Below are 21,677 nucleotides of genomic sequence, written 5' to 3'. Positions count from 1 at the left end.
TCAGTTCTCCTCGTCGCGGGCGAAGGGGTCGGTGGCCTCGGGGCGGAGCTGCCGCCAGACGAGGAGGTCGGTGCGGCGCCCGTCGAGGCGCAGGAAGACGGCGGCGCGCAGGCCGCGGTCGGTGAGACCGGCGGCGGCGCGGGCGAACGCGGCCCGGTCGCCGGCGAGGTGGGCGAGACGTGCGAAGGCCTCGTCCACGGCCCGCTCGCGGCGGGCGGCGGCCTCTTCGAGGCGGGCGACGACGGAGCGGACCCAGGCGTCGAACTCGTCGGGTACCTGTTCGAGGAGCGCGTCGAGGGGCTTGCCGCCGTGCGCCTCCACCTCGGCGACGGGGCAGCCGATGCCCTTGGCCACCTCGGCCGCGGGCAGTCCGGCGAAGCGCTGGATGCCGTGGCCGCGCCAGATGTCCCGCTCGGTCACACCGGTGAGCACCTTGTGGAGGCGTACGTACTCGGGCAGCTTGGCCTTGGCGCGCACCCCGGAGGCGAAACGGAGGACGAAGCCCTCGGCGTCGGTGCCGGTGGCGCGCCGGCCGCCGGGCAGCGTGTCGGACTCGGTGAGGGCGATCAGTTCGGCGAGGCCGGTGACGGGCCAGGTACGGACGACCGAGCCCAGCGGGCCCCAGCCGGCCGCGGCCTCGGCCGGCGGGATCTCGGTGCCGTCGGCGGCGAAGGCACCGAGGAGGACCAGGTCGCGCCGCTCGCCGTAGTTCACGACGATCCGGTTCTCGGGGTAGAGGATCTCGGCGAGGTAGGTGACGCCGGGGGTGAGCCCGCCGGTGTCGGCGGCGTCCAGGCGGCGCTGGGCCCAGGTGGCCTGCGTGCTGGTGAAGGAGCCCTTGGAGGCGGCGCGCCAGCGGCCCGCGTAGTGGAAGACCACGGCGAGGCTGCCGTCGACCTTGTCGTACACCTCGAACGGCTCGTCGGGCAGCGGCGGCGCGTAGGGGCGGCCCTCGGCGTGCTCGGAGACGTTGAAGAACTTGGGGAAGGGCAGCGCGACGATCCGTCCGCCGTCGTCGGCGACGAGGCCGCGGCAGCGGGTGGTGGCGGTGTTCCAGTGCTGGGCGTACTGGCAGGCGCGTGTGTAGGTGTAGATCGACAGCGGCAGCTCGGGGTGTGCCTTGCGGGTGACGTGTCCGTCCGCGAGGGCGGCCGTCAGCTCGTGGGGCGGTATGAGGTCGTGCAGAGTCAGGGTCGCCTGGCTCATGGGGGTCCCTCCCGTGGTTCGTCGATCCATTCTGCGGACGGGGCGGGCGGGGGGACACCGATTTATCCGGGCGGGGGCGGTACGGTGCGGCGCCCGGGCTCCCCCCTCCCCGGTGTGCGGGCGGCGCCCCGTAGACTCGCCGTCTCCCCGTCGGTGACGGCACCGACCCGGCTGAAGGAAGCGGACTTCATGAACCACGCGGACGGCACCGCACCGATCTACGCCCAGCTCATACGCGAGCGGGGAGATGTTCCGGGTGACGTCCGGCAGGTCGCCGAGGAGGTGCTGCGGGACCTCAGCCGCGTGATCCAGGTGCCCCCGGCGGGTCCGGGCGGACCCGCGGGCCCGGTGGGGGCCATGGGGCAGGGGGGTCCGATGCACCAGGGTGGGCCGATGGGTCAGGGCGGCCCGATGGGCCCGGGCGCGGGCATGGGTCACGGTGGGGGTCCGGGGGCGGGCCACTCCGGTGTCGTCGCGGCCCACCGCGCGATCCGCTAGCCGGTCCCCCTCGGTCGGGACGCGGCCCGTCGTCCCTTCTCCGGACGGCTGTCGGTGGCATGCGCCATGCTGGCCGGCGGACCGGCGCACGCCGGTCCGCACGCGACAGGAGGGGACGCCGACATGGCCGAGGTTCTGCTCTTTCACCACGCGCTCGGGGTGACCGAGGGGGTGCGCGCGGTCGCCGGTGACCTGCGCCGGGCGGGGCACACGGTGCACGTCCCCGACCTCTACGAGGGGCGGGTGTTCGGGGATCTGGAAGCCGGGGCGGCCCACGCCGCGTCGATCGGCTTCGACACGCTCGTGGCGCGCGGGGAGCGGGCGGCCGCGGAACTGCCCGGGCGGCTCGTGTACGCGGGCCTCTCACTCGGGGTGCTGCCGGCGCAGAAGCTGGCGCAGACCCGGGCGGGGGCGGCGGGCGCGCTGCTGGTCGCCGCCTGTGTTCCGGTGACGGAGTTCGGCGGGGCGTGGCCCGAGGGGGTGCCCGTGGAGGTGCACGGGATGGGCGCCGATCCGTATTTCGTGGACGAGGGCGATCTCGCGGCGGCACGCGAGCTGGTCGCGGGCCCCGGGGACCGGCGGCTGTTCCTCTACCCGGGCCGGGAGCACCTGTTCATGGAGCGTGGCGGGCCGTCGTTCGCGCCCGAGGCGTACGCGCTCTGTCTGGAACGGATCCTGGCTTTCCTGGAGCGCTCCGACAAGGACGCGGCCGGCGGGCCGTAAGACTTCCGTCGCTCCCCCGGCGTCCTGGTGCGGTGCCGTCGCCGCACGAGGCGCCCCGGGCCGGGTCGGGTCGGGTCGGCCGATCGGTGGACACCGGTGTCGTCCGGCGGGCGGACCGGTGGGCCCGTCCACGGCGGCGGCGCCGCCCGTCCCCGTGCCGGTGACGCCCTCCGGGAAGGCCGCGCCCGGCACGCTCCTGGTGACCGATTTCGGTGCCGACACCGTCACGTTCGTGGACCCGGCGCGCGGCGCCACCGGCTCCGTGCGGGTCGGGACCGCTCCGTACGGACTCGCCGTCGGCGCGGACGGGCGGGCGTGGGTGGCCACCGCCGAGGGTGTGGCGGTGGTGGACACGGCGAGCCGCTCGCGCCTCGCGCTGATCCCGTACCGGACGGCCACGGGTCCGGTGACGACCGGTGAGTACCGGGGCGGGGGCATGGGCATCGCGCTCGCGCCGGACGGGCGCCGGGTGTACGTGGGCGTGCACGTGCCCGGCGGCCACGGCGCCCTGGAGGTGATCGACACGGCCGCACTGCGGGTCACGGACGCGGTGCCGGTCGGGCGGCGCCCGTTCGACGTGGACGTCGCCCTCGACGGTTCCGAGGTGTACGCGACCGGTCACGACTCCTTCGACGTCACGGTGGTCGCGGCGGACACGCTCCGCCCGCGCCGGGTGGAGGTCGCCCCCTACGGGACGGAAGGCGGGCTCGGCTCCTGGCTGAAGCCGCACTACGCGGCGGTCCGGCCCGCGGACGGGAAGCTGCTGCTGCCCTTCGAGGGCGAGCGGCTCGCGGTCGTGGATCCCCGTACGGGTCGGACGGACATCGAGCCGATGACGGCCGGCACCCATCAGCACGGCACCACCGTGACCGGGGACGGCACGCTCCTCACGGTCGGCACGGGCCCGATCGACCCGGCCGAGGACCAGGGGCCCTCGCTCAGCGTGCGCACCGCCGACGGGGACGAGCGGGTGTACCCGCTGGACGGTCCGCACGAGGACGTCGCCGTCTCCCGGGACGGCGGGACGGCCTATGTGACCGGCGGTTTCACCCGGGACGGCTACTGGGACGGACTGACGGTCGTGGACCTGGAATCGGGGCGGACACGGCGGCTTCCGGCGGGTTCCCGGCCCCTCGGCGTCGCCGTCCTGTGAGGGGCGGACGGACCCTCCCGAGGAGCGAGGCCCCTCCAACAGGGATAAAAAGGGTGAGCCACGGATAGGCGGCGCTAGGAAGGCCATGCGATCCGGAGCGATCGCATCCGATGGCACCGTGCACGCTCCTACGGAAGGGCGGACAGCGTGACTCGACCGAGGATCCTCGTGGTGGGCGCCGGCTTCGCCGGAGTGGCCTGCGTCCGGCGGCTCGAACGGCGGCTCACGGAGCGGGAGGCACAGATCACACTGCTGTCGCCGTTCTCGTACCAGCTCTACCTCCCGCTCCTCCCCCAGGTGGCGGCCGGCGTGCTGACCCCGCAGTCGGTGGCCCTGTCGCTGCGCCGCAGCGAACGGCACCGGACCCGGATCGTGCCGGGCGGGGTGGTGGGCATCGACACGGCGGCGAAGGTCTGCGTCGTACGGACCATCGCGGGCGAGTACGTCACCGAGCCGTACGACCATCTCGTCCTCTCCCCCGGCAGCGTCACCCGCAGCTTCGACATCCCGGGGCTCGCGGAGTACGCGCGGGGCATGAAGACGCTCGCCGAGGCGGTCTACGTCCGCGACCACGTGATCGCGCAGCTGGACCTGGCGGACGCGAGCAACGACGAGGCCGAGCGGGCGGCGCGGCTGCAGTTCGTGGTGGTGGGCGGCGGGTACGCCGGCACCGAGACGGCCGCCTGCCTGCAGCAGCTCACCCACAACGCGGTGAAGCGGTACCCGCGCCTGGACCCGAAACTGATCAAGTGGCATCTGGTGGACATCGCGCCGAAGCTCATGCCCGAGCTGGGCGAGAAGCTGGGCGCCGCCGCCATGGACATCCTCACCCGGCGCGGCATCGAGGTGTCGCTCGGGGTGTCGGTGGCCTCCGTGGACGAGGACACGGTGACGCTGACCGACGGGCGGGTGCTGCCGAGCCGCACGCTCATCTGGACGGCCGGTGTGGCCGCGAGCCCGCTGATCGGGACCCTCGGCGCCGAGACGACGCGCGGCCGGCTGGTCGTGACGCCCGAGATGACCGTCCCCGGTTTCGACGGCCTCTGGGCGCTCGGTGACGCGGCGGCCGTGCCGGACCTCGCCAAGGACGAGAAGGGCGCGATCTGCCCGCCGACCGCGCAGCACGCCATGCGGCAGGGCAAGGCGGTCGCCGACAACCTCGTCGCCACCCTGCGCGGCACGGAGGTGACGCCCTACCGGCACAAGGACCTGGGGCTCGTCGTGGACCTCGGCGGCATGGACGGCGTGTCGAAGCCGCTCGGTGTGGAGCTGCACGGCATGCCCGCGCAAGCGGTGGCGCGCGGATACCACTGGGCGGCGCTGCGGACCGGTGTGGCCAAGACCCGGGTGATGACCAACTGGCTGCTCAACGCGGTGGCCGGGGACGATTTCGTCCGGACCGGCTTCCTGGCGTCGAAGGCCGGCACACTGCGGGACTTCGAGTACACCGACGCCTATCTGACGCCGGAACAGGTCCGCGAGCACACGGGTTCGTTCCGCGGCGCGGTCACCTGAGGGACCGCGCGCCGGCCGGCGCGCGGTCAGCGGGCGAGTTCGGTGCCCGGCCCCATCACCACGACGGGTTCGCGGGCCGGGTCGAGCGCCCGGAGGAGTTCCCGCAGGTCCTCCCGGTCCAGGCTGACGCACGCCTGGGTCGGGCCGCCGTGATCGACGTGGATCCACACGCCGCCGCCCTTCCCCTGGCCCAGGGGGCGTTCCTTGTCGAGCGGAGTCCTGCCGGGCACGCGGTTGTAGTCGATGGCGATCACGTGGTCGAAGGAGCCCTCCAGGGGTTCGCCGAGGAAGCCGGTGCCGCTGATGGCGAACCCGGGGTCCTGGTCGTACGGGAGGCGGGCGCCGGGGTCGGGCAGCCGGCCGCCCGCGTCGCCGAGCCGGAAGACCCCGATCGGGCTGCGCAGATCGCCCGCGTGGTGGTCGTGGGTCCAGCCCTTGAGGGCGTTGTGGGACGCCCAGGGACCGGCGGCGCGCTCCCACCGCCCGGCGGGGCTGCGCGCGTAGAGGACCGTGGTGGCGGTGTTGCCGTCCGGCGAGGCCCCGGCGACGACGAGGGCCTGCGAGGTGCCGTCGGGGACCCGGGCCTGGGTGGCGGGCCCGAGGCCGGGGATCCTCGGGGCGGGCACGGGCCGGGCGTCGCCCGGTGCGGCGGAGGGTGAGGCCGGGGCGGAGGCGGCGGGCGGGCGGGGTGCGCGGGTCGGGGAGGCGGGGGCGGGTTCGGGGGTACGGGCGCAGCCGGTGAGCAGCAGCGCCGCGCACAGGGCACCGGTGCCCAGGTGCAGCGGCGTGGGGGCACCCTTGCGGACGGGCATGGGACGGCATCCTCCTGGCCGGGGGCAGTGGTGCGATGCGTACCCGCTCGGCGGCCGGCACTGTCGCCGTACCCGGGGCCTCACCCGTACGGCCCACTCGGCGGGAGGGAGGCGGGCCGGCCGCCTCCCTCCCGGGCGGTCAGGCCGATGCCGGGCCGGGGGCGCCGGTGAGCCGCTCGGGGGTGAGCAGTTCGGCGAGCCGGTGGGCGGGCAGCAGCCCCTTCTCCAGGGTGAGTTCGGCGACGCCGCGGCCGGTGGCCAGCGCTTCCTGGGCGATGGCGGTGGCGGCGGTGTAGCCGAGGTGGGGGTTGAGGGCGGTGGCGAGGCCGATGGAGTTCTCGACGGCCGCGCGCAGGGCCTCGGTGTTGGCGGTGATCCCGGAGACGCAGCGCTCGGCGAGGGTGAGGCAGGCGGCGCGGAGCGAGAGCATGCTCTTGGACAGGGCGTGGAAGATGACGGGCTCGAAGGCGTTGAGCTGGAGCTGTCCGCCCTCGGCCGCCATGGTGATGGTCATGTCGTTGCCGATGACCTCGAAGGCGACCTGGTTGACCACTTCCGGGATCACCGGATTGACCTTGCCTGGCATGATGCTGGAACCGGCCTGCACGGGCGGCAGGTTGATCTCGCCGAGCCCGGCGCGCGGGCCTGAGGAGAGCAGGCGCAGGTCGTTGCAGGTCTTGGAGAGCTTGACCGCGATGCGCTTGAGGACACCGGAGAGCTGGACGAAGGCGCCGCAGTCCTGGGTGGCCTCGACCAGGTTGGCGGAGGTGACGAGCGGCAGTCCGGTCAGCGCGGCGAGGTGGCGGCGGGCGGTCTCGGCGTAGCCGGGGGCGGCGTTGAGTCCGGTGCCGATGGCGGTGGCCCCGAGGTTGATCTCGTGGATCAGCTCGACGGCCTCGGCGAGGCGGCTGCGGTCCTCCTCCAGCATCACGGCGTACGTGGAGAACTCCTGGCCCAGCGTCATGGGCACCGCGTCCTGGAGCTGGGTGCGGCCCATTTTGACGACCTCGCGGAACTCCAGGGCCTTGGCGGCGAAGGCGTCCTGGAGGACGGCCATGGCGAGGAGGAGTTCCCGGGCGGCGCCGATCGCGGCGATGCGGATCGCGGTCGGGTAGACGTCGTTGGTGGACTGGCCGAGGTTGACGTCCTCGTTGGGGTGGAGGCGGGCGTAGTCGCCCTTGCCGTGGCCGAGGAGTTCGAGCGCCCGGTTGGCGACGACCTCGTTGGCGTTCATGTTGGTGGAGGTGCCGGCGCCGCCCTGGACGACGTCGACGACGAACTGGTCGTGCAGGCGTCCGGACCTGATCTCCCGGCAGGCGCCGGCGATGGCGTCGGCCTTGTCGGCGGGGAGGAGCCCGAGTTCCTCGTTGGCGCGGGCGGCGGCCTCCTTGACGGCGGCCAGCGCGTCGATCAGCAGCGGGTACACCGAGATGGGGGTGCCGGTGATGGCGAAGTTCTCGGTGGCGCGCAGGGTGTGGACGCCCCAGTAGGCCTCGGCCGGTACGTCCCGGTCGCCGAGCAGGTCGTGCTCGCGCCGTACGGCGGGGCCGGCGGTGGGCGGCTGCGGGTCTGCGGGGGCGTGCGGGGCCGGTACGGGAGGCATGGTGCGTCCTTGCGGGTGCGGGTGGCGGGGAGGGAGGTGCGCGCGGCGGCGGCCCCCAGGGGCGGTGCGGCCGTGCGGAGGGGAGGGAGGCGTACGGGGCGGGGGCGCGCCGGCGCGGGGCGTGCGGGCGCTGCCTGCCGGGAGGTGCGCGTACGGCCCGCGCGGGCCGTGGCGTACCGGCGCTCTGCGCGCGGGAGTGGGCGCCGGCTCGCGGGCGGGTGATGCGGGCGCCGCCCGCGAGCCGGGGTGTGGGGGCGCCGGTCAGGCGCGGGTGGCGACGGCGGAGGCCGAGCAGGAGCCGCCGGTGGCGAGGGCCGGTTCCGTGCGGACCGGGCCGTCGAGGAGGCGGCGCAGGAGGGCGGTGCGGCGGGCCGGGTCGGTGCCGCCTGCGGTGTCCTCGTCGGCGAGGAGGGCGGAGAGGACGGCGATGCGGGCCTGGCCGGCGCGGAGCGTGCCGGTGAGGAGGGCGCCCGCGGCGACGAGGTCGACCGCGCCGCCGCCGGTGTAGATCTCGGCGAGCGGACCGGCCGGGACGCGGGTGGTGACGGCGACGAGGACACCCCGCGAGACGGCGCCGGCGACGGCGCGGACGATCTCGGGCGTGGCGTTGCCCGCGCCCGTGGCGACGAGGACGATGCCCCGGGCGCCGGCCGCGAGGGCCGCTTCGAGCAGGACGGGGTCGCCGTCGGAGTGGTGGGTGACGATGTCGACCCGGGGCAGCGGGACGGCGGGAGCCGTGCCCGGGTCCGCGGTGCGGGCGGCCCGCGGGAAGGGCAGCGGGGCGGGGCGCTCGGGCTGCCGCTCGATGTCGACGCGGGAGAACCCGACGCGGCCGAGACGCTCGCTGGAGGGGTCCGAGAAGGCGTCGGCGGCGAGGGTCTGGGACTTGACGGTGCCGCGTGCGGCGTGGACGCGGCCGTCGAAGACGACGAGGACGCCGAGGTCGCGGACGGACGCGGCGACCTGGAGGGCGTCGTAGAGGTTGCCGGGACCGTCGCCGTCGCCCGTGCCGAAGGGACGCTGCGCGCCGGTGAGCACGACGGGGCGGGCGTCGGTGTGGTGCAGGTCGAGGAGGAAGGCGGTCTCCTCCAGGGTGTCCGTGCCGTGGGTGACCACGATGCCGTCGACGCCGGGGTCGGCGAAGGTCTCGTGGACGGTCCGCAGGAGCGCCAGCTGGTGGGCCGCCGTCATCCGCGAGCTGTTGACGTTGAAGAGGTCGGTCACCTCGACGGTGACGCCTTCGGGGAGCGGGGCGGTGGCGAGGACGTCGTCGCCGGAGGCGTCGGCCGCGTAGCCGGTGCCCTGCCAGCGGCTGGCGATCGTCCCCCCGGTGCTGATGACGACGATCCGGCGCGGTGTCCCGTCGTTCGTCCGCTTCATGCCTCTGATGTCCTTCGCTGTGCGTCGTTCCCCTGTCGTCCGCAACCATAGGCCAAAGGAAGCGCAAGAGGATTGCGAATTCCGCCGGAGAAATGTTTCAGCGTGGTGGATGATTGCGCCCATGGACCGAATCGATCTCCATATCTTGCGCGAGCTCCAGAAGGACGGCCGTCTGAGCAACCAGGAGCTGGCCCAGCGGGTCGGACTCAGCCCCTCCCCCTGTCTGCGGCGGGTGCGGCAGCTGGAGCAGGACGGGGTGATCCAGGGCTACCGGGCGGTCATCGATCCGGAGGCGGTGGGGCGGGGCTTCGAGGTCCTCGTCTCGGTCGAGGTGCGGCGCGACCGCGAGACGGTGGAGGCCTTCGAGGAGGCCCTCCAGGACATCCCGGACGTCATCGAGGCGTACCGCCTGTTCGGCAGCCCGGGCTGCCTGCTGCGGATCGCGGTGGCCGACCTCGCGGCGTACGAGCGGCTGTGGATCGAGCGGCTGACGACCCTGGCGGGGGTCACGGAGGTGAACTCCCAGATCATCATGAAGCGGATCAAGGAGCCGGAGGGCATGCCGGTGGACGTCAGGGGCGGCTGACCGGCCCCGGCCGGCGCGGGATCACCCAGTCCGGGGTCCACGTGCCGGCGGCGTCGTGGCCGGTGGCCGTGGCGGCGATGTGGGCGCGGAGGGTCTCCAGGGCGGGGTGGGGGTTGTCGCGGTGCCGGAGCAGGGCGTGCGGGTAGACGGGGGTCGGGTCGGTCACCGGGATGCGGCGCAGTCCGTGGCCGGCGGGCCAGACCAGGCGGGTGTGGGCGCCCATGAAGGTGGCGAGGGCCGGGGTGTCGGCGATGGTGTCGAGGAGCGCGTCGGAGCCGAAGTTCGGGCCGGTCGCCTCGATGCGGAGGCCGAAGGCGGCGACGAGGTCGTCGTAGTAGGCGGCCCACTCGCTGCCGGGGCGCAGGCCGGGCATCCAGATCCGGTGCCCGGCGAGTTCGGAGAGGGTGACCGAGCGGGCGCCGGCGAGCGCGTGGCCGGGGCCGGTGAGCAGTTCGAGGGGTTCGTCGATCGCCCGTACGGCCTCGACGCCGTCGGGGAGGGGGCGCCCGGGTGCGGCGACGGCGCGGAAGGAGGCGTCGATCTCCCCCGACCGGACGGCCTCGACGGCCCGGTCGATGTCGAGCAGCATCACCACGTCCAGGTCGATCCCGGGGTGGCCGCGGTGGAAGCCGCGCATCAGGCCGGAGGCGGCGCCGCGCGAGGCGAGGATGTCGACGCGCAGGGGGCGGCGGCCGGGGTGGACGGACGCGGCCGCCCGCGCGGCGACGCGCAGCAGTTCGCGGGCGTGGGGAAGGAACGCCTGCCCGTCGATGGCGAGTTCGGCGCCTCGTGGGGTGCGGGTCAGGAGCCGTACGCCGAGGTGGCGCTCCAGCGCGGCGACGCGCTTGGAGACGGCCTGCTGGGTGACCGACAGCTCGGCGGCGGCCTTGTGGAACTGGCCCGCCTCCGCGACGGCGACGAAGGTGCGTACCGCTTCGAGATCCATACCGCCCCACCTTAGGGAACAACGGATGGTTGTGAGGTGGGCGCCTGGAGGTTGTTTGACCTGCGGAGGTGTCTCCGGCTTGGCTCTGTCCGGTCACCGCCGGTTGTCGCGGTGGAGGTGCCGGGGCGAGCGCGCGGAGGACGGTCGTGGGGAGTCGGAGACGCCTTGGCCGGGACTTCGGGCTGCTGTGGGCGGGCTACGCGGTGAGCGCGTACGGCTCCGGTCTGGCGTTCGGGGCGCTGCCCCTGGTCGCGGTACTGGTGCTGCGCGCCGGCCCGGCCGAGGTCGCCCTGCTGTCCGCGGCGGGGCCGGCGGTGGGCGCGCTGGTCGCCCTGCCGCTCGCGCCGTGGGTGGACCGCCGGCGCAAGCGGCCGGTCATGATCGCGGCGGATCTGGTCCGGTGCGCGGCCCTGATGTCGATTCCCGTCGCGTACGCCGTCGGCCTGCTCGGTTTCGGTCAGGTGCTCGCGGTCTCGGTGGTGACGGCCGCCGCGCGGATCACCTTCGGCGCGGCGAACGGTGCCCTTGTCACGTCCCTCGTCCGACCGGGCGACCGGCTCGTGGCCCAGGCGAGGTTCGAGTCCACGAACTGGAGTTCCCTCGCGGTCGGGCCTCCGCTGGGCGGGGCGGCCGTGGGCGTGTTCGGGCCGGTGGCCACGGTCGTGGCCGACGCGTTCGGCCACCTGCTCTCGGCACTCGCGATCGGCGCGATGCGGGGCGGCCGGGAGGCGGGGCCGGGGACGGCGGGAAAGGCCCGGGGAGGTGCGGCGGGGAGGGCCCCGAAGTCCGGGCCGCCGGCCGCCGCCGAGGACCGCGGCCGGGCCGGGGCCGTCCTCCGCGGGTGGCGCCACCTTCTGGGGGATCCGGGGCTGCGGGCGCTCTTCCTCAATCAGCTGCTCGTCTCCGGCCTGGTGATGGCGACCGAGCCGCTGCTCGCCGTGCTGCTGCTGCGTGATCTCGCGCTGCCGCCCTGGCAGTACGGTCTCGTCTTCGCCGTCCCGTGCCTCGGCGGACTCGTCGGCTCCCGGTTGGCTCCGCGGGTCGTCGCCCGCCACGGCCGCGACCGGGTCCTGCGGGCCGCCGGTACGCTGCGCGTGCTGTGGCTGCCCGGTCTGGCCCTCGCCCCCGCCGGGGTCGCCGGACTCGTCACCGTGACGGCGGTCGAGCTGGCGATCGTCCTGCACATGAGCCTCTACACCCCGGTCGTGGCGGCCTGCCGGCTGGAACGGACACCCCCGCACCTCGTCGCGCGCACCCTGACGGCCTGGTCCCTCGGCCAGCAGGTATCCCTGGCCCTCTGCACCACGCTCGGCGGCCTCCTCGCCGGCCTCACCGGCCCCCGCCCGGCCCTCGCGGCGGTGGGCCTCCTCGCCCTGGCCACCCCGCTCCTGCTCCCCCGCCCCGGCCAACTGGCTCCGCCCACGGGGGAACCGGCCGGCGGACGGCGGTGACGGAGGTGGCATCGTGGGGACCGTGCGCACCCAGGGGACGACACCGGCACCGGGCGGGCTCGACGCCCTGAGGGAGGCGGCCTGCCGCTCCCGGGCGGAGGGCCTGCGGCCGGAGGAGTTGCCGATGCTCGCGGCCCACGCCCTCGCGGCGGGGGCCGACACCCCGGGCCTGCGCGACCTGGCCGGACTCCCGCCCCGCACGGACCCCCGCGATCTGCGCGAGCTGTTCGAGCGGGCGCTGACCGAGGCGGGGGTCGCACCGCCGGGCCGGCGCGTGGCCCGGCGGCACGCGCTGCGCCGGGCGGCGGCCGCCCTGGTCTCCGGGGAGATCACCCCGGACGGCCTGGCGTCGGAGGACTGGGCGGAGACGGAGGCGGGGACGGGCGCGGAGCGGGCGTTCCTGGCGCTGCTCCCCCCGTGTGCGTGCTGCCTCGCGTACACGGTGGGGCTCGACCGGCGTACCTGGGAGGGCCGACTGCGCGACGCGGCCGGCGTCCTGGTGTCGGCCGTGCCGGGCGTGCCGGGGTGCTGAGGCACGCGTCGCGGGCGGCGGGCACCCGGGGGCCGGGGGCCGCGCCCGATCCGTCCCGGGTTCGGGGCAGTTGGTTGCGGCGTATGCCGGACCGTCACGGAAAAGCCTTCCGGCCGTTACACGGGCCTCCCCGGCGCTGTGCCACCCTCCCGGTGACATCGCGTCAACACGCGTAGAGCGCGGGGGATCCGAGCCGGGCCCCGCGTTCTCACGCGTGCCCTCACCCGGGAAAGGTCCCCCATGTCCGTTGCACACATAGGCCGCCGCAAGGCGTGGGCCGCGGCGCTGGCCGCCGTGTTCGTCGCCCTCACGCTGCCCGCGGTCACCGCGTCGCCCGCCGGTGCCACGACCACCGCGTACGACGACACGTACTACAAGGACGCGATCGGCAGGACCGGCCCGGGCCTGAAGGCGTCGCTGCACACCATCATCAGCAGCCAGCGGAAGATCTCCTACGACGCCGTGTGGAACGCGCTGAAGGTCACCGACCAGGACCCGAACAACAGCAACAACGTGATCCTGCTCTACAGCGGCACCTCGCGGAGCAAGGCCCTCAGCGGCGGCGACGTGGGCGACTGGAACCGGGAGCACGTGTGGGCGCAGTCCCACGGCAGCTTCGGCACCTCGGCCGGGCCCGGGACGGATCTGCACCACCTGCGGCCGGCCGACGTGCAGGTGAACAGCATCCGCGGCAACAAGGACTGGGACTTCGGCGGCAGCCCGGTCAGCGGCGCCACGGGCAGCTACACGGACAGCAACTCCTTCGAGCCGCGCGACGCCGACAAGGGCGACGTGGCCCGCATGATCCTGTACATGGCCGTCCGTTACGAAGGTGACGACGCCTGGGCCGACCTGGAACCGAACGAGTCGACGACCAACGGCAGCGTCCCCTTCCACGGCCGGCTGGCCGTGCTGAAGCAGTGGCACCAGCAGGACCCGCCGAGCGCCTTCGAGGAGCGCCGCAACAACCTCATCCACAGCACCTACCAGGGCAACCGCAACCCGTTCATCGACCACCCGGAGTGGGTCGAGGCGATCTGGTGACGCCCACGGTTCGACGCCGGGCCCCCGGGGGGCCCGGCGTCACCGGACGGAGGCCCAGAGACTCTCAGGGGTGGTCGGGGCGCTGGTCCGGCGGCACGCCGCCGCCCTCGCCGCCGCCCTTGTCACCCCGGTCGGTGCTGTGGGCGCGGCCCTTGCGGGCGGTGTCACGGCCGGCCTCGTCGGCCTTCACCTCACGGCTGTTCTGCGGTGTCGCGCCGCCCCGCCCGCTGCGACGGGCCTCGGGCTGCTGTGGGTTGGACATCTCTGCTCTCCCTCGATCGTCGGACGGATGTCGTGGCCGCGCGGTCGGCGGCGGCCGCGCGTTCCTCCCATGCGCCGCTGTCCGGTGAGTTCGGCCAGGGGGGTCAGCCGGGGCAGCGGCGCCCGAGCGGCCTCGGGGGGCCCGGGTTCACGCGGCGTCCGGCACTCCGGGACCATGTCCCCCTCGCTCGCCCAGGGACCCCTGCGGGCAGTGACGGGTTGCGGGAAGTCCGGCGGAGCGGTCACCGGGTGGCCAGCACGATCGCGTACACGAGGAAGAACAGCGCGCACACGGCGACCAGCAGCCAGAGGATGATCAGGGGGCCCTTGGCCCAGCCCGCGCGGGGCTGCCGGTAGGGGCCGGTGCCGGTGCCGGTGCCCGCCTCGGCGGGCGGGGTGTCGCCCTGGGGCAGGCCGCCCTGGGGGTCGAGCCCCGGGGTGGTGCGGGGGTCCGGGTCGGGATTGCTGGGAACGGTCATCGAGGACACCTCCTCGGAAGTGGTCGGTTCGGGGGGTCGGCCGCCCGGCGCCTACCCCGTTCTCCCCGCTCCATCCGGCGGGGGCCACGCGGGGCCGGGGGAGGGCGGCGCGCCGCTCCGGCGCGTCCGCCCTCCGGGGTGCGGGGCGGGCCCCGTCACTCCCACGGCTTGAAGAGGATCTTCACCGCGCCGTCGCGCTTCGCCTGGAACATGTCGTACGCCTCCGGGGCCCGGGTCAGCGGGAGGCGGTGGGTGGCGAAGTCCTCCACGCCCAGCGGATCGTCGTCGGTGAGCAGCGGCAGCAGGTCGCCGGTCCACCGGTGGACGTTGGCCTGCCCCATGTGGAGGCGGATCTGCTTGTCGAACATGGCGAACAGCGGCATGGGGTCGGCCGCGCCGCCGTACACGCCGGAGAGGGAGACGGTGCCGCCGCGGCGTACCAGCTCGACCGCGAGGTGCAGCGCGGTGAGCCGGTCGACCCCGTACCGGCGCATGAGCGGTGCCGCCACGGCGTCGGGCAGCAGGCCGACCGTCGTCTGCAGGGAGCGGGCGACGGACGCGCCGTGGGCCTCCATGCCGACGGCGTCGATCACCGCGTCCGGCCCCCGGCCGTCGGTCAGGTCCCGGACCCGCTCGGTCAGGTCGGCCCCGAGCTCGGAGAGGTCGAGGGTGTGGACGCCGCGCCGGGCGGCGCGGGCGAGCCGTTCCGGGACGAGGTCGATGCCGATGACCGTCTCCGCCCCGCGCAGCAGGGCGATCCGGGCGGCCATGTCGCCGATCGGTCCGAGTCCGAGGACGGCGACCGAGCCGCCGGGCGGCACCTCGGCGTACTCGACGGCCTGCCAGGCCGTCGGCAGCACGTCCGAGAGGTAGACGAACCGGTCGTCCGGCGGGCCCTCGGGCACCGGGATGGGCAGGGTGTCCCCGAAGGGGACGCGCAGGTACTGGGCCTGCCCGCCGGGCACCTGCCCGTACAGCTTGGTGTAGCCGAACAGCGCGGCGCCCGTGCCCCGGGCGTGGACCTGGGTGGTCTCGCACTGGGAGTGCAGGCCCCGGTCGCACATCGGGCAGGTGCCGCAGGAGACGTTGAAGGGGATGACGACGCGGTCGCCGGGGGCGAGGCGGCGGACCTCGGGGCCCACCTCCTCGACCACCCCCATGGGCTCGTGGCCGAGGATGTCGCCGGGGTCGAGGAACGGCCCCAGCACCTCGTAGAGGTGGAGGTCGGAGCCGCACAGGCCGGTCGACGTCACCTTGACGATCACGTCGGTGGGCTCGCGCAGGACGGGGTCGGGCACGGTGTCCACGGAGACCTTGCGCCGGCCCTGCCAGGTGACGGCCTTCATGAGGGGGTACCTCCGTCGCTCTCGTCACGCACGTTCGCGGGGGTCACGGCCAGGAGACCTCGCGCCGGGGGACGACGACGAGCTCGGCGACGGCGCTGCCCGCGGGCACCGACAGGGCGTACATCACGGCGTCGGCGACGATGTCGGGGCTCTGCAGGAGCGCGACGTCCGTCTCCGGGAAGCGCTCCATGATGAACGGGGTCTCCATGCCGCCCGCGACGACACCGGTGACGCCGATGCCGGGGCAGTCGCGCTGGGCCTCCTTGAAGAGGGTGTGGGTGAAGGCGCGCAGGCCGGACTTGGCGGCGGAGTACGGGCCGGCCTCGGTCCAGGTGCGGAGCGCGGCCGTGGAGAGGATGTTCACGATGTGGCCGCCGCCCCGGGCGACCATCCGGCGGTACGCCTCCCGGCACAGGTACATCGGTCCGAGCAGGTCGGTGGTCACCACGCGGCTCATCTCCTCCGCGGTGAGCTCGGTGACCGGCTTGGTGACGTCGACGGCCGCGCAGTTCACCAGGACGTCGAGGGTCTGGCCGGTGGTGTCGAGATCGCCGAAGAGCTCGGCCGCGGCCTCGGGGTCGCGGACGTCCAGGGGGACCGGCCGGGCCTGCCGGCCCTCGGCCAGCAGGTTCTCGCACAGCTCCTTGGCGGCCTCCTGGCGCACGTCGGCGACCAGGACGGACGCGCCGGCCGCGGCGAGCCTGCGGACGATCGCGGCGCCGAGGCCGCTGGCGCCTCCGGTGACCAGAGCCTGTCCCCCGTCGATCTTCGTCACGCTGTTCATCGGTACCTCTTCTCCCCGGGCTTCCCGGGTCGCTGGAACGGGTGGTGGCGCCCCGGTGGGCGCCGCTGTGTGAGCAAGCCCACGCGAAGGCCGACGGCCTTGCCGGGCACGGGAGTTGGGCGGGCCGGTGGGCCCCGTCCGCGGGGGGCGCGCCGGGGCGTCGCCGCTTCCCGGGAACCGTCTGCCACGATGGGTCGCCGGGCGCACCCCGCCCACGCCCGTCCCTCTCCGACCGCGCCGCGGCCCCGGGGCCCGGACCGGGCCCCCGCCCGTCGTACTCCCGCCTCCCCCGTGCCCGTGCCCGGGGCGCGCCCCCCGGTGTTCTCGTGCCTTCCTTCCACAAGCCCCTGTCCCTGTCCCTCGTGCGCCCGGTCACGTCCCGGCCCGCCGTCCCGTCCCCCCGGCCCGCCGGAGACGGTGGGTCGCCCCCCGGTGAGCGCTCCCCGTGGCGGTCGCTGCGCCACCGCAGCATGCGCTGGTGGGCGGTGGCCCACCTCGTCTCCAACACCGGTACGTGGATGCAGCTGACGGTGCAGAACCTGCTGGTCCTGCAGATCACCGGCTCCCCGGCGGCCGCCGGTCTGTCGATCTCCGCCCAGGCCGCCCCGGGCCTCCTGATGGGGCTGCTCGGCGGCGCGGCCGTCGACCGCTGGCCCCGGAAGCTCACCGCGGCGCTCGCCCAGGTGGTGCTGGGCCTGGTGGCCCTGGCCACGGCGGCGCTCGTCGCCCTCGACCAGCTGAACCTGCCCGTCCTCATCGGGCTCGCGGTGCTGACCGGCCTGGTCGCCACCGTCGACGGGCCGGCCTGCGCGCTCCTCGGCAACGACCTGGTCCCCGCGCGCGACGTGCCCTCCGCCATCGGCGTGGGGTCGCTCGCCCACAGCGCGGGCCGACTGGCGGGCGCCGCGCTCGCCGGTGTCACCGTCGCCACGCTCGGCACCGCCGCCGCCTACCTGGCGAACGGCGTCTCGTTCTTCTTCGTGGCCGCCGTGATCCCCTTCCTCACCCTGCTCAGGCCCCAGGGCTCGGCTCCCGACGGGGACGGCGCGCCGCTCACCCCCGAGGAGGCGGACACCAGCGTCCGGGGCGGTCTGGTCTTCTTCGCGAAGCGGCCCCGGCTCGTCGCCCTGGCCGGTCTCAACGCGGTGAGCGCGCTGTTCGGCCGCAACTACTCGCTGACGCTCGCGGTCCTGGTCACCGGTCCGCTCGCCGGGAGCGCCGGTTCCTTCAGCGCGGTCTCCACGGCGCTGGCCGTCGGCGGCATCGCCGGCGCGGTGCTCGGTGCGCGGCTCCGCGCGCCGCGCGTGCGGCTCGTGGCGCTGCTCACCGCGGGCGGCGCCCTGCTCCAGGTGCTCGCGGGCGTCTCCCCGAGCCTGGCCTTCCTGGTCGTGCTGGCCCTGCCGATGGCCGTGGCCGAGTCCGTCGGGGACACCGCGCAGAACACCCTGCTGCAGACCGACCCGCCGCCCCGGATGCGGGGCCGGGTGCTCGGCGCCTGGAACAGCATCCGCACCCTGTGGGGTCTGGCCGCGCCGCCCACCCTGGGCCTGCTCATGGAGGTGCTCGGCGCGCGCGGGGCGCTCGTCACGGGCGGTCTGGTCGTCGCGGCGGCCATCACGGCGGGAACGTTCCTGCACGGCCGCCGGAGCGCCGCCGGGGAACCGGTCCCGGTTCCCGTGCCGGTCCCGGTCACCGTTCCCGTACGGGTCGGGGCGGGGCTCCCGGCGCGGGGCGGGGCCGCGGCGGACGGACGTCCCGGCGTCCCGGCGGAGCTCGAAGCCGCTGTCTGAGGCGTGCGTGCGGACGCCCGGGCCGCGCGTCACGAGCCCGCTCCCGCCGTGGCGGGCAGCAGGGCGTGGACCGCGTCCAGGACGTCCCCGGGGGTGATCCGCAGCAGCCGGGGATCCGGGCGGCCGGCGTGCGGATCGCCCGAGCGGGCGGTGTCGTCGCCTCGGGAGGGGCGCCAGAGGACGCGGTGGAGACCGTTGTCGGGCGGTCCCCACAGCGAAGGGGCGACCGGCCCGAACAGCACCACGGAGGGGGTGCCGAGGGCGGTGGCCACATGGGCGAGCCCGGTGTCCCCGACGACGACGCAGCGGGCATGCGCGACGAGCCCGCACAGCGCGTCGAAGGCCAGGGGGCGGGGCACGCCGAGCACGGCGGCCGGAGGCAGCCCCGCCTGGGCGGCGACCGCCGTGGCCAGGGGCCCCTCGCCCGGACCGGCCGTGACGACGACCGGAAGGCCCGCGCGGCGGAGCGCGGCGGCGACGGCGGCGAACCGCGCCACCGGCCATCGGCGGGCGGGCGCCTGCGCGCCCGGGTGCAGGACGACCGCGCCGGGCGCGGGGGAGGCGGTGCCGGGCGGGGTGATCCGTACGTCGTCGGGGTCCGCCGGGCAGCCGTACCAGGCGGTCAGGGCGCACCAGCGGTGGCGTTCGTGGGCGTACGGGTCCCAGGGCGGGCCCTCCAGGCCGGGGAGCTCCGGGTGGTGGAAGGCCCAGAGCCGCCGGGGGGCGAGGGAGGCGAGCAGCCGGTGGCTGGCGGGGCCGCTGCCATGGAGGTTCACGGCGAGGTCCGGGCGCCGGGCCTCCGCCGGGAGAGCGTCGGGCACGGCTCGTCCGGGCCCCGCGGCCGGCAGCAGCCGGTCGACGCAGCCGGTGGCGCGCGCCACTCCTTCGAGTTCCGGCGGGGCGGCGAGGACCAGTTCGTGCCCGGCCAGGGCCCGGCGCAGCGCGCGCAGCGCGGGCACGGCGGTGAGGAGGTCCCCGAGCCCGAGCGCGCGCAGCACGAGCACGACCGGACGGCCGGGCCCTTCCCTGACCGCGCGGCCCCCACGGGCCCGGGCCGGCTCACCGCCGCGGTGACCGACGGAGGCGGTACGGCTCCCGGCGTCCGGGTCCGGCTCGTCGCCCGCACGGCCGGTGCGGGTCCCACCGGCACGGAGGCCGGTGTTCGGGGCGCGGTCTTCGCCGGCCAGGGCCGACCGGCCCCTCGCGCGGCCGGCGGGGCCGGTGGTCGTCGCCTCCGTACCCGGCGCGGCCATGACGGGACGGCTCGCGCCGACCTGGTCCGGTCCGGGGTGGCGGTCGGCGGTGCCGGTGGCGGGTTCCTGGGCAAAGTGGCCGGATCCCGTACCGCCCGGGGGCGTGGTGCGCGGGTTCATCGGGTCGCCGGAGGGGGTGCCGGGGCCGGGGTGTGTGCCGAACGGGCCGCGCGGTGGGCGAGCGAGGTGGTGGAGCGGCCGTCGAGGTACGGGAGGACCACCGTCTGGCCGCCCCAGCTGCGCAGGAGTTCCGCCTCGGGGAGTTCGTCGGGTGTGTAGTCGCCGCCCTTGACCCAGACGTCGGGGCGCAGGGTGGCGAGGAGCCGTTCCGGGGTGTCCTCGTCGAAGGCGAGGACCGCGTCGACGCTGGCGAGGGCGGCCAGGACGCGCATCCGGTCCGCGAGGGGGGTGAGCGGGCGCCCGGGGCCCTTCAGGCGCGCCACGGAGGCGTCGGAGTTGACGCAGACGATCAGGCAGTCGCCGATGCGGCCCGCGCTCTCCAGGAGCCGGACGTGTCCGGCGTGCAGGAGGTCGAAGCAGCCGCCGGTGGCGACGACCGTGCCGCCCCGGGCGCGGACGCGGCGGACGAGGGCGGTGGCGTCCCCGTCCGGCGCCGGGTCGGGGGTGCGGGCGGTGCCGTCGGCGGGGGCTCCGTCGGTGGCGCCGACGGCGGCCGCGCCGCCGGCGGCGACGAAGGCGGCGGCCGCGGCGACCGCCCGTTCCACCGCCTCCTCCGGCAGGGCGCCGTCGGCGAGCGCGGCGGCGGCCGTGGCGGCGAAGCAGTCGCCCGCGCCGCAGGGGTCGCCCGTGGTGGCGCGGACCGCCGGGACGAAGAGGGGGGCGGCCGCGTCGGCCCGGGTGAGCAGGGCGCCGCGCGCCCCGAGCGTGACGGCCACGTGGGTGGCCTCCCAGCGGGCCGCGAGGTCGGCGCCCCGGTCGGCGTGGGCGCGCAGGGAGGTGCCCGGGAGGCGGCTGAAGAGGGCCGCCTCGCCCGCGTTCGGGGTGGCGAGGCGGGTGCCGGGGACGGGCGGCCCGCCGCGTGGGTGAGGGTCCCAGACGACCGGGACCTTGTGGGCCAGGGCGCCGAGGGCGGTGCGCAGCACGTCGGCCGTGCCCCGCCCGTAGTCGGAGACGAGGACGGCGCGCGCGGAGCGGAGGGCGTCGAACACCCCGGCGTCCGGGGAGCCGGGGGTGCCGCCGCCCCGGTCGAGCCGGACGAGGGGCCGGCCGCCGGCGAGGACGCGGGTCTTCACCGGCACGGTGCCGTCGAGGGGCAGGCCGGCGAGGCGGACCCGGTCGCCGAGGGCCCGGCGGGCGCGGGCGCCGTCCTCGTGGTCGCCGGGGCCGGCGGCGGCGACGAGGACGACCTCCCCGCCGTGCCGGGCGGCGAGCAGGGCGGCCAGCCCCGCGCCGCCGGGCCTGCGGCGGACCCGGGCGATGTCGACGACGGGCGCGGGGGCGTCGGGTGCGAGGCGGGTGGCCTCGCCCTCGATGTCCTCGTCGAGCAGGAGGTCGCCGACGACGACGAGCGGTCCGCGGTTCATGAGGCTCCTCCGAAGAAGGCGTACGGGGGTTCCTCCCGGCTGGGCACCCCGTCGGCCACGGCGGCCGTACCGGCGGGGGCGGCGGCCCGGGCCCGGGCGGTGGTCCCCCGGCCCGCGCCCGCCTCCCGCGCCGCCCGCTCGGCCACGGCCGCGTCGAAGAACTCGCACAGCAGGTGGACGGCGACCAGGTGGGTCTCCTGGACGGTGGCGGTGGTGGCGCCGGTGACGCGGAGGGCGTCGTCGGCGGCCTCCGCCAGCGGGTTGGGGGCGGCTCCGGTCAGGGCCCAGACCGTCACGCCCCGGGAGCGGGCCGTGACGGCGGCGGAGAGCAGGTTGGGGCTGCGGCCGGAGGTCGACAGGAGCAGCAGCACGTCCCCGGCCCTGCCATGGGCGGCGACCTGCCGGGCGAAGACCTGCTCGAATCCGTAGTCGTTGCCGATGGCCGTGACGCTGGACGTCTCCGCGTGCAGGGACAGGGCGGAGAACGCGGGCCGCTCCCCCTGATAGCGCCCCACGAGCTCGGCCGTGAGGTGCTGGGCCTGCGCGGCGCTGCCGCCGTTCCCGGCCGCGAGCAGCCGCGCCCCGGCCGACAGGGCGGTGGCCAGCCTCTCGCCCCATCGGGCGAGCCGCCCGAGGTCGTCCTCGTACAGCCGCTCGACGGCCTGGCACACGGACCGGCAGTGGCGGCGCGCTTCCTCGTACGTCCGTGATTCGGTCATGGTGTCCGGCCGCGACGCGAGTGGTCCGGCCGCACCTCCTTCGGCTGTCCGG

The 21,677-nt window shown here is 75.8% G+C and carries 21 protein-coding genes; 9 read left to right on the top strand and 12 right to left on the bottom strand.

What is annotated here, in order from left to right:
• Entirely contained in the window at nt 1-1,206 is a 1,206-nt protein-coding gene (locus ACFY60_RS22245; protein WP_388613342.1) for an RNA ligase, read from the bottom strand.
• A gap of 189 nt (nt 1,207-1,395) precedes the next feature.
• On the opposite strand from ACFY60_RS22245, the gene ACFY60_RS22240 reads away from it, so the two are divergent.
• The 4 genes from ACFY60_RS22240 (at nt 1,396) to ACFY60_RS22225 (ending at nt 5,095) form a co-directional block, all read left to right on the top strand.
• The gene (locus tag ACFY60_RS22240; RefSeq protein ID WP_388613344.1) at nt 1,396-1,704 is read left to right on the top strand and encodes a hypothetical protein; all 309 of its coding nucleotides are present in this window, start codon (nt 1,396-1,398) and stop codon (nt 1,702-1,704) included.
• Nucleotides 1,705-1,827: 123 nt separating this feature from the next.
• Nucleotides 1,828-2,427 (top strand): dienelactone hydrolase family protein, encoded by a 600-nt coding sequence (locus ACFY60_RS22235; RefSeq protein ID WP_388613346.1) that lies wholly within the window; start codon nt 1,828-1,830, stop codon nt 2,425-2,427.
• An 82-nt stretch (nt 2,428-2,509) separates the two neighbouring features.
• Nucleotides 2,510-3,580 carry a YncE family protein gene (locus ACFY60_RS22230; protein ID WP_388613509.1) on the top strand — a complete coding sequence of 357 codons (1,071 nt, stop codon included), beginning with the start codon at nt 2,510-2,512 and terminating at the stop codon, nt 3,578-3,580.
• 147 nt (nt 3,581-3,727) lie between these two features.
• The gene (locus ACFY60_RS22225; protein ID WP_388613348.1) at nt 3,728-5,095 is read left to right on the top strand and encodes an NAD(P)/FAD-dependent oxidoreductase; all 1,368 of its coding nucleotides are present in this window, start codon (nt 3,728-3,730) and stop codon (nt 5,093-5,095) included.
• 26 nt (nt 5,096-5,121) lie between these two features.
• On the opposite strand, the gene ACFY60_RS22220 is transcribed toward ACFY60_RS22225, so the two are convergent.
• The 3 genes from ACFY60_RS22220 to ACFY60_RS22210 form a co-directional block, all read right to left on the bottom strand.
• Nucleotides 5,122-5,907, bottom strand: a complete 786-nt coding sequence (locus ACFY60_RS22220; RefSeq protein ID WP_388613350.1) for a hypothetical protein — start codon at nt 5,905-5,907, stop codon at nt 5,122-5,124.
• Nucleotides 5,908-6,046: 139 nt separating this feature from the next.
• Nucleotides 6,047-7,510: an aspartate ammonia-lyase gene (locus ACFY60_RS22215; protein ID WP_388613352.1), complete on the bottom strand. Its 1,464-nt coding sequence runs from the start codon at nt 7,508-7,510 to the stop codon at nt 6,047-6,049.
• Nucleotides 7,511-7,771: 261 nt separating this feature from the next.
• Nucleotides 7,772-8,890: an asparaginase gene (locus tag ACFY60_RS22210; protein ID WP_388613353.1), complete on the bottom strand. Its 1,119-nt coding sequence runs from the start codon at nt 8,888-8,890 to the stop codon at nt 7,772-7,774.
• Nucleotides 8,891-9,011: 121 nt separating this feature from the next.
• Between ACFY60_RS22210 and ACFY60_RS22205 the strand changes: the two genes are divergently transcribed.
• The gene (locus ACFY60_RS22205; RefSeq protein WP_309054213.1) at nt 9,012-9,476 is read left to right on the top strand and encodes an Lrp/AsnC family transcriptional regulator; all 465 of its coding nucleotides are present in this window, start codon (nt 9,012-9,014) and stop codon (nt 9,474-9,476) included.
• Here ACFY60_RS22205 and ACFY60_RS22200 read toward each other — a convergent pair.
• Nucleotides 9,463-10,422, bottom strand: coding sequence for a LysR family transcriptional regulator (locus tag ACFY60_RS22200; protein WP_388613355.1), 960 nt, complete (start codon nt 10,420-10,422; stop codon nt 9,463-9,465). The two genes, ACFY60_RS22205 and ACFY60_RS22200, sit on opposite strands and share 14 nt — an antisense overlap.
• A 146-nt stretch (nt 10,423-10,568) precedes the next feature.
• Between ACFY60_RS22200 and ACFY60_RS22195 the strand changes: the two genes are divergently transcribed.
• From ACFY60_RS22195 to ACFY60_RS22185, 3 genes are all read left to right on the top strand, one after another.
• Nucleotides 10,569-11,873: an MFS transporter gene (locus tag ACFY60_RS22195; RefSeq protein ID WP_388613356.1), complete on the top strand. Its 1,305-nt coding sequence runs from the start codon at nt 10,569-10,571 to the stop codon at nt 11,871-11,873.
• Nucleotides 11,874-11,895: 22 nt separating this feature from the next.
• Nucleotides 11,896-12,405 carry a hypothetical protein gene (locus ACFY60_RS22190; protein ID WP_388613358.1) on the top strand — a complete coding sequence of 170 codons (510 nt, stop codon included), beginning with the start codon at nt 11,896-11,898 and terminating at the stop codon, nt 12,403-12,405.
• A 240-nt stretch (nt 12,406-12,645) separates the two neighbouring features.
• A complete protein-coding gene (locus tag ACFY60_RS22185) occupies nt 12,646-13,449 on the top strand; it encodes an endonuclease I family protein (RefSeq protein WP_388613360.1) in 804 nt (267 codons plus the stop codon).
• A 64-nt stretch (nt 13,450-13,513) separates the two neighbouring features.
• Here ACFY60_RS22185 and ACFY60_RS22180 read toward each other — a convergent pair whose 3' ends face one another.
• From ACFY60_RS22180 to ACFY60_RS22165, 4 genes are all read right to left on the bottom strand, one after another.
• Nucleotides 13,514-13,711 (bottom strand): hypothetical protein, encoded by a 198-nt coding sequence (locus ACFY60_RS22180; protein ID WP_388613362.1) that lies wholly within the window; start codon nt 13,709-13,711, stop codon nt 13,514-13,516.
• 241 nt (nt 13,712-13,952) lie between these two features.
• Complete coding sequence (locus ACFY60_RS22175; protein ID WP_388613364.1) at nt 13,953-14,189, bottom strand: DUF6480 family protein; 237 nt, start codon at nt 14,187-14,189, stop codon at nt 13,953-13,955.
• A 155-nt stretch (nt 14,190-14,344) separates the two neighbouring features.
• Nucleotides 14,345-15,535 carry an alcohol dehydrogenase catalytic domain-containing protein gene (locus ACFY60_RS22170; RefSeq protein WP_388613366.1) on the bottom strand — a complete coding sequence of 397 codons (1,191 nt, stop codon included), beginning with the start codon at nt 15,533-15,535 and terminating at the stop codon, nt 14,345-14,347.
• Nucleotides 15,536-15,578: 43 nt separating this feature from the next.
• Entirely contained in the window at nt 15,579-16,319 is a 741-nt protein-coding gene (locus ACFY60_RS22165) for an SDR family oxidoreductase (protein WP_388613368.1), read from the bottom strand.
• 326 nt (nt 16,320-16,645) lie between these two features.
• Here ACFY60_RS22165 and ACFY60_RS22160 point away from each other — a divergent pair, with 326 nt between their 5' ends.
• Nucleotides 16,646-18,109: an MFS transporter gene (locus ACFY60_RS22160; protein WP_388613370.1), complete on the top strand. Its 1,464-nt coding sequence runs from the start codon at nt 16,646-16,648 to the stop codon at nt 18,107-18,109.
• A 29-nt stretch (nt 18,110-18,138) separates the two neighbouring features.
• Here the strand turns inward: ACFY60_RS22160 and ACFY60_RS22155 are convergent, their stop codons facing one another.
• The 3 genes from ACFY60_RS22155 to ACFY60_RS22145 are packed head-to-tail and all read right to left on the bottom strand — an operon-like array spanning nt 18,139 to nt 21,625.
• On the bottom strand, nt 18,139-19,482 hold the full coding sequence (locus tag ACFY60_RS22155) for a glycosyltransferase family 9 protein (RefSeq protein ID WP_388613372.1): 1,344 nt from the start codon (nt 19,480-19,482) through the stop codon (nt 18,139-18,141).
• Complete coding sequence (gene rfaE2, locus ACFY60_RS22150) at nt 19,479-20,906, bottom strand: D-glycero-beta-D-manno-heptose 1-phosphate adenylyltransferase (RefSeq protein WP_388613374.1); 1,428 nt, start codon at nt 20,904-20,906, stop codon at nt 19,479-19,481. The genes ACFY60_RS22155 and rfaE2 overlap by 4 nt, the downstream gene beginning before the upstream one ends.
• Nucleotides 20,903-21,625: an SIS domain-containing protein gene (locus tag ACFY60_RS22145; protein WP_388613376.1), complete on the bottom strand. Its 723-nt coding sequence runs from the start codon at nt 21,623-21,625 to the stop codon at nt 20,903-20,905. The genes rfaE2 and ACFY60_RS22145 overlap by 4 nt, the downstream gene beginning before the upstream one ends.
• Between the last annotated feature and the right edge of the window lie 52 nt (nt 21,626-21,677).

Origin of the sequence: Streptomyces sp. NPDC012827 (assembly GCF_042900905.1) — a bacterium.
GTDB classification, from domain to species: Bacteria; Actinomycetota; Actinomycetes; order Streptomycetales; family Streptomycetaceae; genus Streptomyces; species Streptomyces gulbargensis.
This window is presented reverse-complemented; position numbering and strand designations above follow the sequence as displayed.